General features: G+C 61.6%; 15 protein-coding genes. 9 read left to right on the top strand and 6 right to left on the bottom strand.

Going from position 1 to position 18951, the window contains the following annotated elements; all coding sequences use genetic code 11:
* Positions 1–143: 143 nt before the first annotated feature.
* Positions 144–1121, bottom strand: a complete 978-nt coding sequence (dgcA, locus tag ABNU55_RS08540) for an N-acetyl-D-Glu racemase DgcA (protein WP_290750542.1) — start codon at positions 1119–1121, stop codon at positions 144–146.
* A 102-nt stretch (positions 1122–1223) separates the two neighbouring features.
* Between dgcA and ABNU55_RS08535 the strand changes: the two genes are divergently transcribed.
* From ABNU55_RS08535 to ABNU55_RS08520, 4 genes are read left to right on the top strand one after another with little or no spacing between them, the layout of a single operon-like run.
* Positions 1224–2351 (top strand): MlaE family lipid ABC transporter permease subunit, encoded by a 1128-nt coding sequence (locus tag ABNU55_RS08535; protein WP_290750544.1) that lies wholly within the window; start codon positions 1224–1226, stop codon positions 2349–2351.
* Entirely contained in the window at positions 2348–3121 is a 774-nt protein-coding gene (locus ABNU55_RS08530) for an ATP-binding cassette domain-containing protein (RefSeq protein ID WP_290750547.1), read from the top strand. Before ABNU55_RS08535 ends, ABNU55_RS08530 begins: the two co-directional genes overlap by 4 nt.
* The gene (locus ABNU55_RS08525; RefSeq protein WP_290750549.1) at positions 3121–4083 is read left to right on the top strand and encodes an MlaD family protein; all 963 of its coding nucleotides are present in this window, start codon (positions 3121–3123) and stop codon (positions 4081–4083) included. Before ABNU55_RS08530 ends, ABNU55_RS08525 begins: the two co-directional genes overlap by 1 nt.
* On the top strand, positions 4080–4703 hold the full coding sequence (locus ABNU55_RS08520; protein WP_290750552.1) for an ABC-type transport auxiliary lipoprotein family protein: 624 nt from the start codon (positions 4080–4082) through the stop codon (positions 4701–4703). The genes ABNU55_RS08525 and ABNU55_RS08520 overlap by 4 nt, the downstream gene beginning before the upstream one ends.
* A gap of 24 nt (positions 4704–4727) precedes the next feature.
* Here ABNU55_RS08520 and ABNU55_RS08515 read toward each other — a convergent pair whose 3' ends face one another.
* The 3 genes from ABNU55_RS08515 to ABNU55_RS08505 all read right to left on the bottom strand — a co-directional run bounded on the left by ABNU55_RS08515 (position 4728) and on the right by ABNU55_RS08505 (position 10455).
* Positions 4728–7052 carry a PAS domain-containing sensor histidine kinase gene (locus ABNU55_RS08515; protein WP_290750555.1) on the bottom strand — a complete coding sequence of 775 codons (2325 nt, stop codon included), beginning with the start codon at positions 7050–7052 and terminating at the stop codon, positions 4728–4730.
* A gap of 154 nt (positions 7053–7206) precedes the next feature.
* A complete protein-coding gene (gene pepN / locus ABNU55_RS08510; protein WP_290750557.1) occupies positions 7207–9804 on the bottom strand; it encodes an aminopeptidase N in 2598 nt (865 codons plus the stop codon).
* A gap of 87 nt (positions 9805–9891) precedes the next feature.
* The gene (locus tag ABNU55_RS08505; RefSeq protein WP_290750560.1) at positions 9892–10455 is read right to left on the bottom strand and encodes a hypothetical protein; all 564 of its coding nucleotides are present in this window, start codon (positions 10453–10455) and stop codon (positions 9892–9894) included.
* 180 nt (positions 10456–10635) lie between these two features.
* On the opposite strand from ABNU55_RS08505, the gene ABNU55_RS08500 reads away from it, so the two are divergent.
* The 5 genes from ABNU55_RS08500 (at position 10636) to ABNU55_RS08480 (ending at position 15530) form a co-directional block, all read left to right on the top strand.
* The gene (locus ABNU55_RS08500) at positions 10636–11751 is read left to right on the top strand and encodes an acyl-CoA dehydrogenase family protein (RefSeq protein WP_290750562.1); all 1116 of its coding nucleotides are present in this window, start codon (positions 10636–10638) and stop codon (positions 11749–11751) included.
* Between the two features lie 102 nt (positions 11752–11853).
* Positions 11854–12234, top strand: a complete 381-nt coding sequence (locus ABNU55_RS08495) for a hypothetical protein (protein ID WP_290750565.1) — start codon at positions 11854–11856, stop codon at positions 12232–12234.
* Between the two features lie 124 nt (positions 12235–12358).
* Positions 12359–13561 carry an acyl-CoA dehydrogenase family protein gene (locus tag ABNU55_RS08490; RefSeq protein ID WP_290750568.1) on the top strand — a complete coding sequence of 401 codons (1203 nt, stop codon included), beginning with the start codon at positions 12359–12361 and terminating at the stop codon, positions 13559–13561.
* Positions 13562–13632: 71 nt separating this feature from the next.
* A complete protein-coding gene (locus ABNU55_RS08485; RefSeq protein ID WP_290750572.1) occupies positions 13633–14373 on the top strand; it encodes a hypothetical protein in 741 nt (246 codons plus the stop codon).
* Between the two features lie 188 nt (positions 14374–14561).
* The gene (locus tag ABNU55_RS08480; RefSeq protein WP_290750575.1) at positions 14562–15530 is read left to right on the top strand and encodes an alpha/beta hydrolase; all 969 of its coding nucleotides are present in this window, start codon (positions 14562–14564) and stop codon (positions 15528–15530) included.
* On the opposite strand, the gene ABNU55_RS08475 is transcribed toward ABNU55_RS08480, so the two are convergent.
* Together ABNU55_RS08475 and metG are read right to left on the bottom strand one after the other, a co-directional pair.
* Entirely contained in the window at positions 15522–16976 is a 1455-nt protein-coding gene (locus tag ABNU55_RS08475) for an amidohydrolase (protein ID WP_290750578.1), read from the bottom strand. The genes ABNU55_RS08480 and ABNU55_RS08475 overlap by 9 nt on opposite strands.
* A 91-nt stretch (positions 16977–17067) precedes the next feature.
* Entirely contained in the window at positions 17068–18819 is a 1752-nt protein-coding gene (gene metG, locus ABNU55_RS08470) for a methionine--tRNA ligase (protein WP_290750581.1), read from the bottom strand.
* Between the last annotated feature and the right edge of the window lie 132 nt (positions 18820–18951).

Here is an 18951-nt window from a genome sequence, read left to right as displayed (position 1 = left end):
CCAATCTGCACATCCAGGCCATTTCAAAAGTGACCCATGAGAGCCCGGACGGCACCTCCTCCGAAGGCGTCGGGGCGCTGGAGCAACTGTTTGTCGGCCCGCACACACCTTCCGGCTGGAAGGATGTTCTGGACACCTGAAGGCTATCCCCAGAGGGCCTGTGAGGGCGGGAAGACTTTCCCGTCCTCATATCTCAGGCCGTTTTCAATATCATCGGCAAGCCAGAGCGGGCCGTCGAGGTCGACCGCATCGGCAAGCGTGCCCAGCAGGACAGCTGGGGCCATGCTGAGCGAGCTGGCCACCATACAGCCGACCATGACGCCAAGGCCGCAGGCTTTGGCTGCGCGGACCATGGCGAGCGCTTCGGTCAGTCCGCCCGTCTTGTCGAGCTTGACGTTGATGACATCGTATAGCCGGGCGAGATCCTGAACCTGATCGCGCGTATGGGCGCTCTCATCGGCGCAGATCGCGACCTCTGGCGGACGTTTCAGCAAGGCGCCATCCTCGCCGGCCGGAAAGGGCTGTTCGATGAGGACAACACCAAGCGCTTTGGCTTCGCGGGCCAGGCCGGGCAGGGCGCCGGCGTCCAGCTGTTCATTAGCGTCCAGGATGAAGCGTGCATCCGGACGCGCTTCGTGAACGGCGCGCACGCGGTCCATGTCGCCCTCGCCGCCAAGTTTGACCTTGAGCAGCCTGCCGGGCGCTTGCCTTGCGGCCTCGGCCATGGCGGATTTTTCCCCGAGAACGACGGTAACGGCGGTTTCCAGCACTTTTGGTTCGGGAAGGCCGGCGCGCTTCCAGACCGGTGTCCCGCTGACCCTGGCTTCCAGATCCCACATGGCGCAGTCGATTGCGCAGCGGGCCGCGCCCGCCGGCAGCACGCCCTGGAGGTCTTCGCGGCTCAGCCCCTCTTCAATAGCGGTGCGCTGTGTCTCAATGAGTTCGATGACGCTTTCTACGGTTTCGCCATACCGGCCATAGGGGACGCTTTCGCCGCGCCCGCGCTGTCCGTCCCGCTCAAGTGTCACACGGACCGATTCGGCGCTCGTCTTTGAACCGCGCGAGATTGAGAAAGCTTGCGCCAATGGTGACGACACATGCTCGATTGAAAGCCTGACCATATGAAATAGAATCTCGTTTTCCTGCAGAATGTTGTAAGACGCTCTTTACCATGCTCAAGGCTTGGATGCGCAGACAGGTACCAGCTAGACGCAAGGCGACTCATGCCAGACAGGCCTGATTTCCAGTTTGAGAGCGAGGCCTCGCCGCCGCAGCTTACGCTGTCGGGTGACTGGACGGTGCATACAATCCGCGATGTCTCCCAACGCCTCGCCGCCGTCCAGAAAAGCGATGTGAAAGAGCTGCAGGCAGATTGCACCGATCTTGGGCGTCTGGATACCGCTGGCGCCTTTATTATCGACCGCTTTGCGTGCCGCGCAGGTGCAGGCGAGGTCAAAGCAGTCAATGCGAGCCCGCAGGTCTCTGCGCTGCTTGAACAGGCTGCCTCTCTTCGCCCGGAGGAGCATGAGGAGAAAAGCAAGACAGAATACGGCGTTGTGGACCTGCTTGAACGCACCGGCCGCACAACGATGAGTTTCCTAGAGGAGACCACGGCAACCCTGGCCTTTCTGGGCGAGACCATTGCCTCCATGGCGCATATGGTCACGCGACCCTCAAAGATGCGGTGGACGGCCCTTGTCTCCGTCATGGAAGACTCCGGGCTGGACGCTGTTCCCATCGTGGCCTTCCTCTCATTCTTTGTGGGCATGGTCATCGCTTTTATCGGAGCGACCACGCTGTCGGAGTTCGGCGCCACAATCTTCACCGTGGAACTGGTTGGGTTTGCCGTGCTGCGTGAATTTGGTGTGGTCATCACGGCCATCATTCTCGCAGGCCGCACGAATTCGGCCTTTACGGCCCAGATCGGGGCCATGCGTATGCGTCAGGAGGTGGACGCCCTGGTGACGCTCGGCCTCAACCCGATGGACGTGCTGGTCGTGCCGCGCGCTTTCGCCATGCTGGTGATGACGCCGATCCTGACGCTGATCGCTGCCCTCTTCGGACTTGGCGGCGGCGTCTTTGTCAGCTGGCTGGCCCTCGATATCAATCCGACTGTCTTTATCAACCGGCTGCAGAGCGCTGTGCCGGTAGCGAATTTCTGGGTGGGGATGTCGAAGGCGCCGGTCTTCGGCCTGGTTGTCGCACTGATCGGCTGCCGGCAGGGTCTGCAGGTCGGCGGCAGCGTGCAGTCGCTCGGTCAATCGACCACCAAATCGGTTGTCCAGGCGATTTTCTCGATCATCGTTATCGATGCGATGTTCGCCCTTTTCTATCTGGAGCTCGGAATTTGAGCGGCGAGGAGACAGCCATCAAGGTGCGCGGGCTGACCACAGCCTATGGCGAGCACAAGGTTCATGAGGGCCTCGACCTCGACGTGCGCAAGGGGGAGATTCTCGGCGTGATCGGGCCATCTGGCACGGGCAAATCCGTTCTGCTCCGCGCCATTGTCGGCCTGAAGGCGCCTTCTGAAGGCACGGTCGAGGTCTTCGGTGAGAATGTGACGGATCTTCGGGGCGATGAGCTGCGCAAGGTCCAGAACCTCTGGGGTATCATGTTTCAGGATGGAGCCCTGTTTTCGAACCTCACCGTGCGCGAGAACGTTATGGTCCCGATGCGCGAACATACCGATCTGCCACTCGGCCTGATGCAGCAGCTGGCTGACCAGAAGCTGCGCATGTCCGGCCTTGAGGACAGTGCGGGCCCGAAATTCCCCTCCGACCTTTCTGGCGGCATGCGCAAGCGCGCCGCGCTCGCCCGTGCCCTGGCGCTCGATCCACCTATCCTCTTTCTGGATGAACCGACGGCCGGGCTGGACCCGATCACCGCGGGCGCGTTCGACAGTCTGGTGCGCGAGCTGCAGAGCGCCTTGTCTCTCACCGTGTTTCTCGTCACACATGATGTGGACACGCTGGCGGCCACCTGCGACCGGATCGCGGTGCTCGGCCGCAAGAAAGTGATCGCCACAGGGACGATCGACGAACTGCGCCAGAACGAAGATCCCTGGATACAGGATTATTTCTGCGGCCCACGTGGCCGCGCCGCCCAAGCGGGAAGAAGCTGATGGAAACACGTGCCAACTATGCGCTGATAGGCGCTTTCGTCATATTCGCGGCGCTGGCCGCGCTCGGATTTGTCCTGTGGCTGGGCCAGTCCCAGTTCAACCAGGATTTTGACGTCTATGACGCGGTCTTTGAGGGCCCGGTGAACCTCGAGGAGGGTGCCTCGGTCCGCTATATCGGCATCAAGGTCGGTGAGGTGACATCGATCGGCATCGACCGCAACGATGCTTCCAAGGTGCGCGCGCGCCTGCGCATCGATAGCGAGACACCGGTGAAAACGGATTCCTCCGCATCGATCGAGTTTGCTGGCATCACGGGCGTGACCTACATCCAGATCAATGCGGGCTCTCCGGACGCGGAGTGGCTGAAGCGCGCCTCGCGCGAAGACATCCCCGAGATCAAGACTGAATCCAATCCGCTCAGCGCGCTTGTCTCGAGCGGGACAGAGGTCATGGGGCGGGCGACGCTGGCGCTTGAGCGGATCGATAAAGTACTCAGCGAGGACAATATCAATGCGGTCACAAACAGCGTCCAGAACGTCGAGGCCATCACCGAAGCGTTGAGTGGGAATGGTACGCTTCTGACAGATGTGACCAGCTTGCTGAAAACCGCCGAGGACGCGGCCCGCAGCTTTGATCAGGCGTCGAAAGATGTCGGCCAGCTTGGCCGCGACGCCAGCGCCGAGGTCAAACGCGTCGGCGACGATATCGAAGCCATCACCGACGACCTGAAAGAGGTCACAAGTTCTGCTCAGGCGGCTATTGACCGGATCGAAGGGGCTGTCGATTCCGCAGCAGATGTCATCGAGGGTCCGGGCACGGATGCGGTGAGCGATTTCCGGATCGTGGCCCAGGACCTTCGGGTTCTGATCGCAAGGCTCAACCGGCTGACGCGTGAGATCGAGCAGAACCCTCAAAGCCTGCTTCGCAGCGATCCGCTGCCATATGAAAGGGACGGCGAATGATCACCCTCCGCACTTCCATCACCGGCGCTGTTCTGGCGCTCGGTCTTGCCTCCGCCGGTTGCGTTTCGGTTCTGCCTGAACAGCCAAAGCCCGAGGCCGTCTACCGCCTGCCGGACCCGCAGACCCGTGTGGAGCTGGAAACAAATGTCGTCATCCGGGAGCCGGATGCGCCGCGTCTTCTGGCCGTCCGCAAGATTACGTCTCAGGGGCCGGATGGCGGGTTCAAGGTGTTGCCGGGCGTTGCGTGGGCAGACCGCGCAACCCGCATGTTTCAGGTTACGCTGCTCGACGCTTTCAGCACGAGTGGAAACGGCCTTGCGGTAGACGATGTCACCGGTGTGAGCGGCGCCTATGAGGTCTACTGGCGTGTCTCGCAATTCTCGCTGGACGGCGGTGAAGGTGTTTGCCAGCTGGAGCTGACCCTGCTCGACGGGGGGAGCCGGGAGCCCGTCGCCCAACACACCGTATCAGCGAGTTCGCCAGCGAGCGCCCGCGATGACCTGGCGCGGGCCATAGCCCTTGCCGATGCCGGGCGCCAGTGCGTCGAACGGGCCGCCACCTTTATCGCAGAGCGCGCCGTTGCCTCGGAAAGCGAAGAAATCTCTGACGAGAGCCTCTGAAATACATATTCATCAGAGCTGCCCTCAGGCGACGTCCCGGTCGCGTGAAGGCATATCGCGGCTGACCGGCAGGAAGAAGCTCACCATGGTGCCACGGCCGACCTCGCTGGCGATGGAGAAGCGCCCGCCATGCATTTCCGCAAATGACTTGGTGAGGGCAAGGCCGAGGCCGGTGCCGTCATAATTGCGCTCGCGCGTTTCGTGGACCTGTTCGAAGGGCTGGGCGAGGCGGGGCAGATGCTCCTTGGGAATGCCGACGCCCGTATCCCGGACCGCGACCCGGACGAAGTCATCCTTCTTCTGGACGGCGACCAGGATACGCCCGCCCGGATCGGTGAACTTGATCGCATTGGAGAGCAGGTTCAGCACCATCTGGCGCACGGCGCGGTGGTCTGCGTCCACTTCGGGCAGCGGCTCGTCGGCTTGAAGCGAGAGGGTAATATCCTTGTCCTCGGCCTTGCGGCGGATCATCCGGACGGCGGCATCGACCGGATCGACAAGATCGATCGGTTTGGGGTCGATAGTCATCTTGCCGGCTTCGATCTTCGCGATGTCGAGGATGTCATTGATCATGTCGAGCAGGTGCTGGCCGGAAGTCAGGATATCGCGCGCATACTCATTATAGCGCATGTCACCGAGCGGTCCGTACATCTCGTTGACCAGGATTTCGGAAAAGCCGTTGATGGCGTTGAGCGGGGTGCGCAGCTCGTGGCTCATATTGGCGAGGAAGGCGCTCTTGGAATTGGCGGACCGCTCGGCCTTGGCCTTCTCTTCATTGTATTTGCGGGCAAGCTCCACATTGTGGCCTTCAGAGCGGGCGAGCTCCTGTACGGCGGCGCGAAGCTTCTTTCTCTGCTGGGTCAGTTCTTCTTCGCTCTTCACGTCCTGTGTGACGTCCAGACCAAAGGTGGTCAGCCCCCCGGCGGGCGAGCGACGCTCCACAATCTTGTACCAGTCGCCCGAGCGCAGCCCCACCACGGTGACATTGGCGTCGTCTGGCGTGGTCCGCTCACTGATGACATTGGCGCTTCTGGCCAGCATGACGGTTTCATAGGCCACCCCGGCCCTGACCACGTCTTCCAGCGCGAATATCCGGGTAAACGCCTGATTCCAGAAGATGAGCCGATGCTTGTTGTCCCAGAGGGCAAAGGGGCTCGGGAAGTGCTCGATGGCTGTCTTGAGGCGCGTTTCCGATGATTTCTGGCGCTCGCGCTGGCGCATGGCGTCAGTAATGTCGAAGACAACGCCGCTGATGTCGCCCGGCTGATCCTTGCCGGGTTCATTGGCGCTGCCGCGAAGTTCGATCCAGGTCTCCCCGCGTGACATGGCGGTGGCCACGGGCATGGTAAAGGTCTGGCCGGGGCGGGTCTCTTCGAGGGCGTGCCGCAGCTGGTTGCGATGATCCTGAAAGATCTGGGCAAAGAGTTCGGATGTGGTGAGCTCACCGCTGAATTGCAGGCCGAAAAGGCGCGCGGCATCCTCGTTGATCCATGCCTCGCTGGATGCAAGCGAAATGCGCCAGGCGCCAATGCGGCCATTGATATTGGCTTTTTCGACGAGGGTGTGGGCCGCTGGCTGGACCGGCCCTGCGGCCGGAGATGGCGGTGGATCTGCCGGTCGGGTGCTGAGACTGCTGTAGAGACCGAAAACGCCAAAGGCCGGTGCGGCAAGAAGGGTCAGGTAAAGTAGAAGGTGGATCGCATTGTCGACCGTCACAAGCGGACTTGAGCGATTGAGGCACAGCGAGAAGGCGGCGCCTTCTACTGGCGCACATGCGGTCAGTGACCGCTGAAGCAGCCCGGAATAGTGAAACCCTGTGCCTTGGCTGAGAATGGTGTGGGTCGGCGCGAGGACAGACTGGCCGCCAATCGAGAGGTTACGTTCGCCATCCAGAATAACGCGTTGCACCGGGTTTGCACCCAGCACCCACTTGCCGGCGCCCACGCGCGAAATGATGCCCGTCTCTGCATCGAGCGGGTGGACGAGCATGATGTCATTGTCTGGCGCCAAATGCAGCCGGGTGCCCGCCTCGATCATGCCGTCTGCCATCTCGGCAAGCTCGCGCTGTAGCGGATCATTCGACGTCCGGGCGGACTGAAGGGAGACCAGATGATCGACGCCGATCTCTTCTGCGTCGATGCGCGAGAGAGGGCGGCCGGTCTCCAGGAACGTATCCAGCGCCCTCGTCGCCGCATCGGCGGAGGCGTTCAGCATCTGGCCTGTGAGCAGGGCGTCGCGCTGGGCGAGCTGCATGGCATCACGGTCCTTCGAGGTCTGGCCGAGCCAGCCAACAAGAACGACACAGGCGGCCAGGATGCAGAAGGTTACGATGAGCACAGGCGCAACCATCCGGTTCGCGCCGGAGGCTCGCGACGGGGGCTTGCCCCGTTCAACCTTCGTGTTGCCTGCCGCCAAATCCCGGCCCTTCATTCACGTCCCGCAAAACCAGTAACACCTTGGTCAGAAAAGCTTTGCGTTCGCGTTAATGAAGGGCGCGGGGCTGTTAATCGATGGCGCGCGAGAGAATATCTGCGGCGTTTTCCGACAAACCTTCGGCCTGGAGTGCTTTCAGCGTCTTCTCCGCGCTCGCCTTGGCGGCCGGCTCAAGCTTGCGCCATTGCTCGAAACTGGTGAGCAGGCGCGCGGCGAGGGCCGGATTGCGCTTGTCGGTCTCGAGCACGATGTCCCCGATCACCTTATGACCTTCGCCATCCTTGGCGTGGAAGGCGGCAAGATTGGTCATCGAGAAGGCGGCTGCGACAGAGCGCACCCGGTTCGGGTTGGACAGGTCGAAGTCTGGGTGCTGCGACAGACGCCGGGCATCCTCTGCGGTGCCCTGTCCGGCCTGGACGGCGAACCATTTGTCGATGACCAGCGGATTGTCTTTCCAGCGCTCATAGAAGGTCTCAATGGCCTCGTCGCGCTCAGCCCCCTTGAAGGGGACGAGCGTACGCAGGCAGGCGAGGCTCTCGGTCATGTTCGGCGCCGCATCGAAGAGCGCTTTCAGACGCTTGGCAGCATCGCCCGTGTCCAGCGCGCCGGTAAGGCCGATCATGGCGGAGCGGAGCGCCCGGATGCCAGCCTGTTCGGCGTTCGGTTCGAACGGGGCAGGGGACGGCTCTGCCAGGATGCGCTCGGCATCCGGCTTGAGGTTCTCACCAAGCGCCTTGCGCAGACGCTTGCGCGCTTCATTCAGGCCCGCCGGATCAACCGGCTCGCGGTGCTGGAAGAGCTCACCGATGTCGGGCAGAGCTGTCAGCAGGGCGGCGAAGGCCGGATCGGATTCATTGGCCCGCACCGCGTCGCCGAGTGCGGCGACGAGTGCTTCGTCTGGCGGAGATTGCGGCTCATCCAGCAGACGGAAGATTTCGCTGCGCGTCAGTGTCTGGAAATTGTCCCAGATGTTGAAGGGATCGGTCTCGCTCGCGGCAAGCTCCAGCAATTGGGCATTGGTCAGGTCGCGGTCGATACGGACCGGCGCGCTGAACTGGCGGTTGATCGAGAGGAGGGGTTTGCTGGCGCCTTTGCCCAGCTTGATCTCTGCCGTCTTATCTTCGTCATTGAGGACGATGACGGTCTCACCATTCTCCCATCCTTCGGCTGAGGCGTGACCGCCCTTGCCATCCAGCAGCGCTACACGAAGGGGAATGGGCACAGGCTGCTTGTCGGGTTGGCCCGGCGTGGCCGGTGTCGACTGGCGCAGCTTCAATGTCAGGGTCGAGGTGTCGGCGTTCCAGTCTTCCTCCACGCGGACGGAGGGCGTGCCGGCCTGGGCGTACCAGCGGCGGAACTGGCTGAGGTCCTTGCCCGACGCCTTCTCGAAACAGCCGTAAAAATCCTCGATTGTCGAAGCCGTGCCATCATACTCATCGAAGTAAATCTGCATGCCCTTGTTGAAATCATCGATCCCTATAAGGACAGTCAGCGCACGGATTAATTCTGAGCCCTTCTCATAGACCGTTGCTGTATACAGATTGTCGATAGATGCATATTTGTCCGGACGCACTGGATGGGCAAGCGGGCCGGCATCCTCGGCGAACTGGCGCGCGCGCAGGCGCATGACATCCTTGATGCGCTGGACAGGGCGCGAGCGCAGGTCGGAAGAGAATTCCTGATCGCGGAACACCGTCAGACCTTCCTTCAGGCAGAGCTGGAACCAGTCGCGGCAGGTGATCCGGTTGCCGGTCCAGTTGTGGAAATACTCGTGCCCCACAATGCTCTCGATCGCTTCAAAATCGGCGTCGGTCGCGCTGTCCTGGCTGGCCAGAACGTAAGCGGAATTGAAGATGTTGAGACCCTTATTCTCCATGGCGCCGAAATTGAAGTCGCGCACGGCCACGATGTTGAAGACGCCGAGGTCGTAGGCGCGTCCGAAGCGCTCCTCATCCCATTTCATGGAGGCCTTGAGACTTTCCATGGCCCATTCGGCGCGCGCCGCCTGTCCCTTGTCGACATAGACCCCGAGATCGACATGGTCGCCATTCATCGTGGTGAAGGTGTCGCGCCAGACATCATAGTCTCCGGCACAGAGCGCAAACAGGTAAGAGGGTTTGGGGTGTGGATCGTCCCACTCTGCATAATGGCGCCCGTCTGAATGGTCGCCGCTCTCGCCCGGTGTGCCATTCGACAGAAGGATCGGATATTTGGACTTGTCCGCATCCATACGGACATGAAAGCGGCTCATGACATCCGGACGATCAGGCCAGTAGGTGATGTGGCGGAAGCCCGTCGCTTCACACTGGCTGCAGAAGCGTCCGCCAGAGATGTAGAGGCCCGACAGGGCGGTGTTGCTGGACGGATCAATCGTGACGTCCGTTTCCAGGGTAAACTGGTCGGGAACATTGCTGATCGTCAGCTTCTCGTCATCCCGGCTATAGTCGCCCGGGCCGAGCGATTTTCCGTCGAGGCTGATCGCATTGAGTTTGAGCTTCACACCGTCGAGAACGAACGATCCCTCCCCGGTGCGGCGCACCTTCATCCTGGCCTTCACCCGCGTCGCCTTGGGATCCAGTGAGAAATCGAGCGAAACCTCATCGATCTCGAACGGGTAGGGGGTATAATCTTCGAGCTTGATCGAAACCGGTGTATCTGTGCGCAGCATTGGTTTTCCTATCTGTCGTTCTTGACCAACAGATAGGGTGGCTGGCCCCGGCCCTCAATCGCCGGTCCTTCCACGGGCTGAGTTTATTCAGCCACCTTTGCTGGGCGTGCCGGCCACATCATAGACATGGCGCAGGACCTGCCGGGCGGGTTGAAGAATGGACTTTATCTCGTCAGACACTTCACCGGGGTGGCGGGCAGCATATTCTGCCATCCTGCGGACCATGAGCAGAAGTTGCGGTGCGTTCGCGATCAGTCTTGCCTGATACTCTATCCTGTTCGGGTCGCGATCATATTCCGCGCCCGGCACGCGCCAGCCGCCCCAGTCATTCTCGTCGGTGATGACGACAGGAAAGGTGCCGGGGTGGGGGTGGCTGGCGACCTCGTCGCTATCCTGCCAGCGATTCTTTGCGCGCTGGACACGCCAATGCTCGGCGGTCGGGTCTTCTTCCATGCGCGCGCGCCCGCGCACGGTGTCTTCGGACGAGAGCTCCGTGGGCGCAAATTCACGGCCGAGCCCCACATCATAGGTGACGCGCAGGGGCTCTTCGACATCCTTCACCCAGTGGGGGATGACCTTTTCGACAATTGCCCACGTGCCCACCGGTTTGACGAAAACCCGCTGGGACTTGTGGAAGAGTGCCTTTGCCATGTCGCCGTCTCCTGATCTTCTGCGGAGTGTGTCACAACGGGTTTTAGCGAGGGTAAATACGCCGGACCGAATTTGCGTCTTCGGGACTTGCGCAGGCCTTACCTTGCGAGACGGCTTCACGGGGGCGGAGGCCGCGTTATTGTCCAGCGATAATTACAGGATTTAGGGAGACGGAGCGGCATGAACTTCGACTTTTCGGAAGACCAGAAATTCCTGGCAGGTGAAGCAAGGAAATTTCTGAACGCGCAGTGCACGACCGCACATGTGCGCGAGGTGCTCGATGACGAAAGCAAGACCCATCATGAGGGCGTCTGGCAGAAGGTTCTCGAGATGGGCTGGATCGGGGCCGCGATCCCTGAAGAGTATGGCGGGCTGGGGCTCGGCATGCTGGAACTCTGCGTGATAGCAGAGGAGATGGGCCGCGCGCTGGCGCCGGTGCCGTTTTCTTCCACCACCTATTTCTTCGCCGAAGCCCTGAAGCTCGCCGGCTCGGAGGACCAGAAGAAGGACCTTCTCGAGAAAGTCGTGAGCGGTGAAGTCGTCGGCTGCTATGCGGCCAGTGAAGGGCCGGGCAATCCAGATCCCTCGAAGCTGAAAACCACCTTCGATGGCTCCAAACTGACTGGCACCAAGGTCCCTGTCACCGATGGCGATATCGCCACCCATGCTGTGGTTCTGGCCAAGGAAGGCTCCGGTGCGAGCCTCGTTCTGGTCGACCTCACCGGCGAGGGTGTGTCGCGCAAGACGGTCAGCACGCTTGAGCCGACGCGCAGCCATGCAGAAATCACTTTCGATGGCGCGCCTGCCGCCCGTCTCGGCAATGCCGGCGAAGGCGCGGACATGAATGATGCAATCCTTAACCGGGCCGCTGTCCTGCTCGCTTTCGAACAGCTTGGCGGTGCCGACCGCTGCCTCGAAATGGCAACGGAATTTGCCAAGGACCGGTACGCTTTCGGCCGCCCGATCGGGGGGAATCAGGCGATCAAGCACAAGCTGGCCGACATGTATGTGAAGAATCAGGTCGCGCGCTCGAACTGCTATTACGGCGCCTGGGCGCTTTCCACCGATGCGGCAGAGCTGCCGGAAGCCGCTGCCGCCGCACGCCTCGCGGCCAGTGAGGCCTACTGGTTCGCGTCGAAGGAGAATATCCAGACACATGGCGGCATGGGCTTTACCTGGGAAGTGGACTGCCACCTCTTCTACCGCCGGGCCAAATTGCTGGCCGTGCAGGCCGGAGCCCCGAAGGTCTGGAAAGAGAAACTCGTCAGCGCGCTTGAGCGCAAGAACGCCGCCTGACACCCCGGCGCCGGCCCTCGTGCCGGCGCCCTCTGGCGGGGTTGAAGCGACTGCGCTGGATGTTAGGAATTGACCTTTGTTAGCTCAAAGGAGGATCGATCCATGGCATCTTTGAAGAGAACGGCTTTTGCGGCATGTGTTTCGCTCGGTATGCTCACGGCGCCTGCGCTCGCTCAGGATTCAATGAGCGAAGATGAGTGCATGACGCTTGTCCTGGCGATGTCAAAGCTGGAACTGGCGATGGTCGGCAAGGCAGGCATGACGCCTGCTGAGGCGCGCTCTGGCCTCGAAGCGCTTCAGCCCGATCTGCCCGGGGACGTCTCCGCCACGATAAATGAGCTGAAGGATGTTTCGAAGTCAGCAGAAGGCATCAAGGTGGGCGATCCGAGCCATCCCATGGCGACAGGGACCTTTCAGGAAGCCAGCCGAAGCTACCGGCAAACGCTGAAGCCGTACTGCCCCAGCTTTGAGCTCGATTACTAGGCGCCCAAGGCGCCAGCGTCGGAGTTTTGTCTTGTCTTGACCCGACGCCACGGCTGGGCAGGCGAGTTCGTCAGCGTATATTGTATCGTCAGAAGCATCGTCATTTGCCGCAGGAGGACACGCTATGGACTTCAACGACACCAAGGAAGAAGCAGAGTTCCGCGCAGAGGCGCGCAGCTTCCTCGAGAAACACCTCAAACCCAAGGACGCCAATTCACCGCGCCGTCCGACGGGGGAGGACTTCCTGAAGCGTGCCAAGGAGTGGCAGAAAACCAAGGCTGAAGGCGGCTTTGCACAGATCACCTGGCCCAAGGAATGGGGCGGGCGTGGTGGCACAACCATGCAGCAGGTCATCTGGAATCAGGAAGAGGGCAAGTTCGACGCGCCGACCGGCCCGTTCACAATTGGCCTCGGCATGTGTGTGCCGACCGTCATCGCCTTCGGCTCCGACGAGCACAAGAAACGCTATGTCGAGAAGGCCCTTCGCGGGGAGGAGATCTGGTGCCAGCTCTTCTCCGAACCGGCGGCCGGCTCTGACGTTGCAGGTGTGAAAACCCGTGCGATCAAGGATGGTGACGAGTGGGTGATCAATGGCCAGAAGGTCTGGACCACCGGCGCGCACTTCTCCGACTACGGTATCGTCCTGACCCGTACAGACCCCAAGGCGCCCAAGCATAAGGGCCTCACCATGTTCATCGTGGACATGCATCAGAAGGGTGTTGAGGCCAAGCCCATCCACCAGGCATCGGGCGGGCGCGAATTCAATGAGGTCTATTTCACCGATGTGCGCATTCCGGACTCCGACCGCCTCGGCGAGGTCGGCGATGGCTGGAAGGTTGCGCTGGTTACGCTGATGAATGAGCGTCTGGCTGTCGGTGGCTCGCCGGGCCCGGACTGGAAGGAGATCATGGACTATGCCCGTGGGACGGGGTCGCTCACCGATCAGGCCTTCCGCGAGAAACTGGCAGACTGGTATGTGGCCGCTCAGGGCTACAGCCTGACCAAGTTCCGCACCCAGACGGCGCTGTCGCGCGGCGACACGCCCGGGCCGGAAAACTCCATCGGCAAGATCATCACGGCAAACCAGCTGCAGGATATCTGTAACTCGGCCATCGAGATGCAGGACCATTACGGCATCATGAATGATAGTGACACGATGCCGGCCAATGCCCTGTTCCAGCAGAGCTTCATGTGGGCGCCGGGCCTGCGGATTGCTGGCGGGACCGATGAAATCCTGAAGAACATCATCGCCGAACGCGTGCTAGGCCTTCCCCAGGATGTGCGTGTCGACAAGAAAGTGCCCTTTGAGGAACTCAAACAGGGCTGATCCGCTATCCTTGTGCTGCGGGGCGCAGGTGGTAAGCCTGCGCCCCGTATGCGTTTACGAGGAGAGCATCCATGAAACGATTTCTGACGGTTACCGGGGCGGTGGTTGCGCTGGCCTTTCCGGCCGCACTCGCCCAGTCACCAGCCCCCGCACAACAGACGGCTCCGCCGCCAGCGCAGGGTGAGGCAGCTCCGGCCCAGCCTCAGCAGCGCGCGATCCATCCAATGCTGGCGGCGCTGCAGGGCATGCAGGTCGCCGTGCTTCAGAACAGTGAAGGCGGCGTCGCCTCGGTGCAATCCCAGTCTGGAACGCAGGCCATCGTTGTCTTCATGACGCCGGCTGCCGCCGAAGCCGAGCTGCAGAGCGTCGAGGATGAGGACATGCAGGTCGGGATTGTCGATCTTGCCAGTATCCTTGCCGGCTGGGACGGCGCGGTCATCTTCCGCAGCTCGCCGCAGGAAATCCAGAAGGCCGAGATGCTCGACCCGGAAACAGAAGACTTCATGGCGCCGGTCTTTCTTGTCATGAGCGGCGAGATGGAAGCCCAGCTTCAGACGGAAAACGGCCGCATCACGCCGATCCTTACCGGTTATGCCAATGCGGAGCAGCTGGCCGCCAATCTCGGCAACAGCGATGCGGCGAGCGACGAGATCAAGATCGTCCCGATTGAGCTTGCAACCCTGCTTCAGGCGATCAAGGAGTACGGACAGGATGCGGGCTACCGCTTCTTCAGCCATCCAGAGACGGTCGCCGCCATCCAGGCCAGCCGCCAGGCCGCGCCGCAGGACGGTACGCCGGCGCCTCAGCAGTAAACCGAAACTCCAGTGACCAGGTTTAAGGCCGGCGTTCCCCACAGCGCCGGCCTCTCTTGTGTCATGGACCCGCAATTGCCCCGACGCCATGATTGCAGCGTTCCGTCAGCGGTGAGACAGTCTGCCTGCTGCGGGTTTTCGGCGTTTGGCGCTGCTCGGGCCCGCCCCTCGAACTGAAAGGACCGGACATGGCCAGATTCAAGATGGTTGAAACCAATGGCATCAAGCTTCGCGTAGCGCTTGAAGGCCCTGAGGATGGACCCCTCGTCCTCTTCGTCCACGGCTTTCCTGAAAGCTGGTATTCTTGGCGTCATCAGCTGAGAGCGCTGGCCGGGGCAGGCTACCGGGCCGCTGCGGTAGACGTGCGCGGCTATGGCGGATCGGACAAGCCGCACGCCGTCGAGGCCTATGACATGGAGACGATCACCGCAGACATAGCCGGTGTCGCCGCAGCGCTTCAGCCCGGCGCGCCATGTGTCGTTGTGGGTCATGACTGGGGCGCACCCATCGCCTGGAACTCAGCGCTTGTTCACCCGGATCAGTTCAGGGCCGTGGCGGGGCTTTCGGTGCCGTATATGCCGCCGGGCGACAAGCCGGCCATCCAGAGTTTTCGCGACTTTTTCACCGCGCGCGGCATGTTCTTCTATCAGGTCTATTTCCAGGATCAGGGACCGCCGGAAGAGGAACTTGAAGCGGACCCCGCCGCGAGCATCCGTCGCTTCTACTATGCTATTTCAGGGGATGCGCCGGAAGGAACGTGGCCGAAGCACAAGAAGCATGGCGACACGCTGCTTCACCGCCTGCCTGAACCGGATATGCCGCTGCCCTGGCTGAGCGAGGAAGACGTTGCCTATTACGCCTCCGAGTTCCGGGCATCCGGTTTTCGTGGGCCGCTCAACCGCTACCGTAATCATGAGCGCGATCACGCCTTCCTGACGTCGCTTGAGGATCACAGGATCCATCAGCCGAGCCTGTTTATCGGCGGCACGCGAGACCTTGTCCTCGCCATGTTCCGCGGCGATCCGGTAGAGGCCATGAAGCCATGGCTGCCCGGCCTCAAATCAGCGCATTTGCTGGAGGGCTGCGGTCACTGGACCCAGCAGGAGCGTCCAGATGAAGTGAACACGATCCTGCTGGGCTGGCTGAACTCACTCTGAGTCGGTTTCAGACGTGGTGTCCGCGGCCTCTTCAGCCTCGGTCTCCATTTCAGTTTCAGTGGCGGCGTTCGTTGCGCTGGCCTGGTTGAACAGGGACATCGCCGCTGCCGTCATGGCGCTGACGCCTGTCTCGATGGTCGGCGGCGCATCCGGCGCAAAGAACGGTGAGTGCAGGGAGGGCAGGGCATCTCCGCCCTCCTGTGCGGCCTGATAGGTCTCCGGCGCCACGGCGCCGAGCCAGAAGATGAGGCCTGGCACATCCTCTTCAGTACGACCGAACTGGGAGAAGTCTTCGCCGCCCATGACGGCTTTCACTTCGGTGACATTATCCTGGCCGATTGCGGAGCTGACCGCGGCCATCGCCATCTCTGTCAGTTCCGGATCGTTATAGGTCGAGGGCGTATAATCGGAATCGATGGAGATTTCCGGTTCCGGTGCGCCAAACGCCTCAGCCTGCGCCTTGGCGATGCGCTGGATGCCGTCGAGCAGAAGCTGGCGGGTCGCATCGTCATAGGACCGGACCGTCAGCAGGAGTTCGGCGGCGTCTGAAATGATGTTGTGCTTGGCGCCGGCCGTGAAGGAGCCAACCGTCACGACGGCAGGGGTTTGCGGGTCGACATTGCGTGAGACAAGCGTCTGCAACGCCATCACGATGGCGGAACCGACGACGATCGGGTCCTTGGTCGTATGCGGATAGGCGCCGTGGCCGCCCACGCCCTTCACCAGAATATCCACGCTGTCGACATTGGCGAGCGCATAGCCTGAAGAATAGGCAATCGTTCCGGCGGGCGCGCTGGCGTTCACATGAAGGGCGAGATTGTAGTCCGGCAGCGGAAACTGCGAATAAAGGCCACCCTCGATCATGGCCTTGGCGCCAAGACCGATCTCCTCGGCAGGCTGGGCCAGCATGATGAGCGTGCCGGACCAGTCATCCTTGTTCGCCATGAGCTCCCGCGCGGTGCCAACCCAGCTGGTCATGTGGATGTCGTGGCCGCAGGCATGCATGACCGGGCTCTCAACCCCCGTCCAGGTGGTGCTTGTGACCTGCGAAGCATAGTCTAGACCGGTCTGCTCCGGTACGGGCAGGGCGTCCATGTCGGCGCGGATCAGCACGGTCGGACCCTCGCCATTCTCGTAGACGCCGACGACGCCATAGCCGCCGACGCCGTCGCGCACTGTGCCTTCGTCGCGTTTCGACTTCTCGCGGATCCAATCGTCGCCAAGGCCGGTCGTGACCTTGAAGCCAAGCTCCTCAAGCTCTTCAGCAAGAATGGAAGAGGAGGTGGATTCCTTGAAGGAGAGTTCCGGATGCGCGTGAAGCCAGGTGTAGAGGTCGACCAGCTCTGTGCCCGGCGCAGGCACCGACGATTGTTGCGAGAGGGCCGGGGTTACCGGCATCAGGGCGATTGCGGCGGCGCAGGCTGCAAGGCGGCTGGAAAACTTCATGGGGCAAATCTCTCCGGTTGAACGTGCGAGGTATGTCTTACCCTAACACGTTAAGTCGGCCCCGCCAGAGAGACTTCGCCCGGATTCTTTATCAGGATGCGTCCGGATCGCCGCCAAACCGCTTCGTCCATTCAGCGACCTGTTCGTCCTCGATCTTGCGGAAGAGGACATCCGGCGGGCTGATTTCATGGCCTTGCGGCAGCGCGTTGAGCAGGGCGGGAATGTCGCCAAGTGCATCAGCGGCGAGGGTACGCCTGTCTTCCGGTACGCCGAGCGCATCGAGGATCATCGCGGCCGCTTCGGGGATGATGGGCTGGGCAATGATGCCGAAAAGGGCGGCGAGATTGAGGCCCGCGCGCACGCCAATCGCTGCGGCGTCCACATCGCTCTTATACTTCACCCAGGGTTCTGCCTTGGTCAGGTATTCGTTGCCGGCCGCCCAGATGGCGCGCGTTTCGGCCGCCGCTTTGCGGAAATCCATATTCTCATAATGCTCGACCAGCGCCGGAAGGCGTGTCTCAAGCTCGGCGATCATCCAGCTTTCGGCGTCGCCCGGCGTGCCGCCTTCCGGGACCCTGCCGTCGAATTTGGACGCGCAGTATTTGGTGATCCGGTTGACGAAATTGCCCAGCACATTGGCAAGATCGGAATTGATGGCGGACTGGAAGCCTTCCCATGTGAATGCCGCGTCTGAGCCTTCCGGCGCATTCGCCGTCAGATACCAGCGCCAATAGTCGGCCGGCAGCAGGTCCAGCGCCTGGTCCATGAAGACGCCGCGCTTGTTGGAAGTGGAGAACTTGCCGCCATACCAGGTGACCCAGTTGAAGGCCTTCAGCCGGTCGACCAGCTTCCACGGCTCCTGCGACCCGAGAATCGTGACCGGGAAACCAACCGTGTGGAAGGCGACATTGTCCTTGCCCATGAACTGGACATAGTCGACGCCATCGGCGCCTTCGTCCGTGCGCCACCATGACCGCCAGGCATTCGGCTCGCCATTGGCTTCGGCCCATTCCTGCGTCGCCCCGATATACTCAATCGGCGCGTCGAACCAGACATAGAAGACCTTGGTCTCAAATCCTTCCCGGATGGAGCCATTCGGATTGGTCACCGGCACGCCCCAGGAAAGGTCGCGCGTGATCGCGCGGTCGCGAAGGCCTTCGTCCAGCCATTTCAGGGCAATGGACCGGGCAAGCGGCGGCCAGTCGGTAGCCTGCTCGATCCAGTCGCGAATCCGGTCCTGCATCTGCGACTGGAGCAGGAAGAGGTGGCGCGTCTCACGGATCTCGACATTCTTCGAGCCGGAGACGGCCGAATAGGGATCGATCAGGTCGACGGGGTCCAGCAGACGCCCGCAATTGTCGCACTGATCGCCGCGTGCCTTTTCGAACTCGCAATGCGGACAGGTGCCTTCGACATAGCGGTCGGGCAGGAAACGCCCGTCATCGATGGAATAGACCTGACGCATCGACCTTTCCTCGATCAGCCCATTGGCTTCGAGGACGTGGGCAAAATGCTGGGTGAGGGCGGCGTTCTGGGGGCTGCAGGAGCGGCCGAAATGATCATAGGAGAGCAGGAAGTCCTCGCCCGCCTTTTTCTGGATTGCGTGCTGCTCATCGACATATTGGCGCACGGGCACGTCTGCGGCCTGCGCGGCAAGTTCGGCAGGTGTGCCATGCTCGTCGGTGGCGCAGATATAGAGGACATCATGGCCGCGCAGGCGCTGGAACCGGGCATAGACATCGGCCGGCAGCATGGAGCCTGCGAGATTGCCGAGATGCTTGACGCCGTTGATATAGGGCAGGGCCGAGGTGACCAGAATGCGGCGCGGGGCTGACTTCGTCATGATACCTTCCGTCGAAGTGATTTGGGCGCGTCGTGCACGCGCCGGGTCTTGCGGCAACTCATAGGCGCGGCAGCATTAAATTGAAACGGCAGAGCAGCCAAACACTGCCGTTTCTTGGCGAGCGGGCTGGTT

Source organism: uncultured Henriciella sp., from assembly GCF_964005855.1.
In the GTDB taxonomy this organism is placed as follows: domain Bacteria; phylum Pseudomonadota; class Alphaproteobacteria; order Caulobacterales; family Hyphomonadaceae; genus Henriciella.
This window is presented reverse-complemented; position numbering and strand designations above follow the sequence as displayed.

Bases quoted from the DNA above. Each gene is read 5' to 3' on its own strand.
- ABNU55_RS08490 (WP_290750568.1), top strand. From the start codon at position 12,359: ATGGACTTCAACGACACCAAGGAAGAAGCAGAGTTCCGCGCAGAGGCG.
- ABNU55_RS08515 (WP_290750555.1), bottom strand. From the start codon at position 7,052: ATGGTTGCGCCTGTGCTCATCGTAACCTTCTGCATCCTGGCCGCCTGT.
- ABNU55_RS08505 (WP_290750560.1), bottom strand. From the start codon at position 10,455: ATGGCAAAGGCACTCTTCCACAAGTCCCAGCGGGTTTTCGTCAAACCG.
- ABNU55_RS08520 (WP_290750552.1), top strand. From the start codon at position 4,080: ATGATCACCCTCCGCACTTCCATCACCGGCGCTGTTCTGGCGCTCGGT.
- pepN (WP_290750557.1), bottom strand. From the start codon at position 9,804: ATGCTGCGCACAGATACACCGGTTTCGATCAAGCTCGAAGATTATACC.
- ABNU55_RS08475 (WP_290750578.1), bottom strand. From the start codon at position 16,976: ATGAAGTTTTCCAGCCGCCTTGCAGCCTGCGCCGCCGCAATCGCCCTG.
- ABNU55_RS08525 (WP_290750549.1), top strand. From the start codon at position 3,121: ATGGAAACACGTGCCAACTATGCGCTGATAGGCGCTTTCGTCATATTC.
- ABNU55_RS08535 (WP_290750544.1), top strand. From the start codon at position 1,224: ATGCCAGACAGGCCTGATTTCCAGTTTGAGAGCGAGGCCTCGCCGCCG.
- ABNU55_RS08495 (WP_290750565.1), top strand. From the start codon at position 11,854: ATGGCATCTTTGAAGAGAACGGCTTTTGCGGCATGTGTTTCGCTCGGT.
- ABNU55_RS08485 (WP_290750572.1), top strand. From the start codon at position 13,633: ATGAAACGATTTCTGACGGTTACCGGGGCGGTGGTTGCGCTGGCCTTT.
- ABNU55_RS08480 (WP_290750575.1), top strand. From the start codon at position 14,562: ATGGCCAGATTCAAGATGGTTGAAACCAATGGCATCAAGCTTCGCGTA.
- ABNU55_RS08500 (WP_290750562.1), top strand. From the start codon at position 10,636: ATGAACTTCGACTTTTCGGAAGACCAGAAATTCCTGGCAGGTGAAGCA.
- metG (WP_290750581.1), bottom strand. From the start codon at position 18,819: ATGACGAAGTCAGCCCCGCGCCGCATTCTGGTCACCTCGGCCCTGCCC.
- dgcA (WP_290750542.1), bottom strand. From the start codon at position 1,121: ATGGTCAGGCTTTCAATCGAGCATGTGTCGTCACCATTGGCGCAAGCT.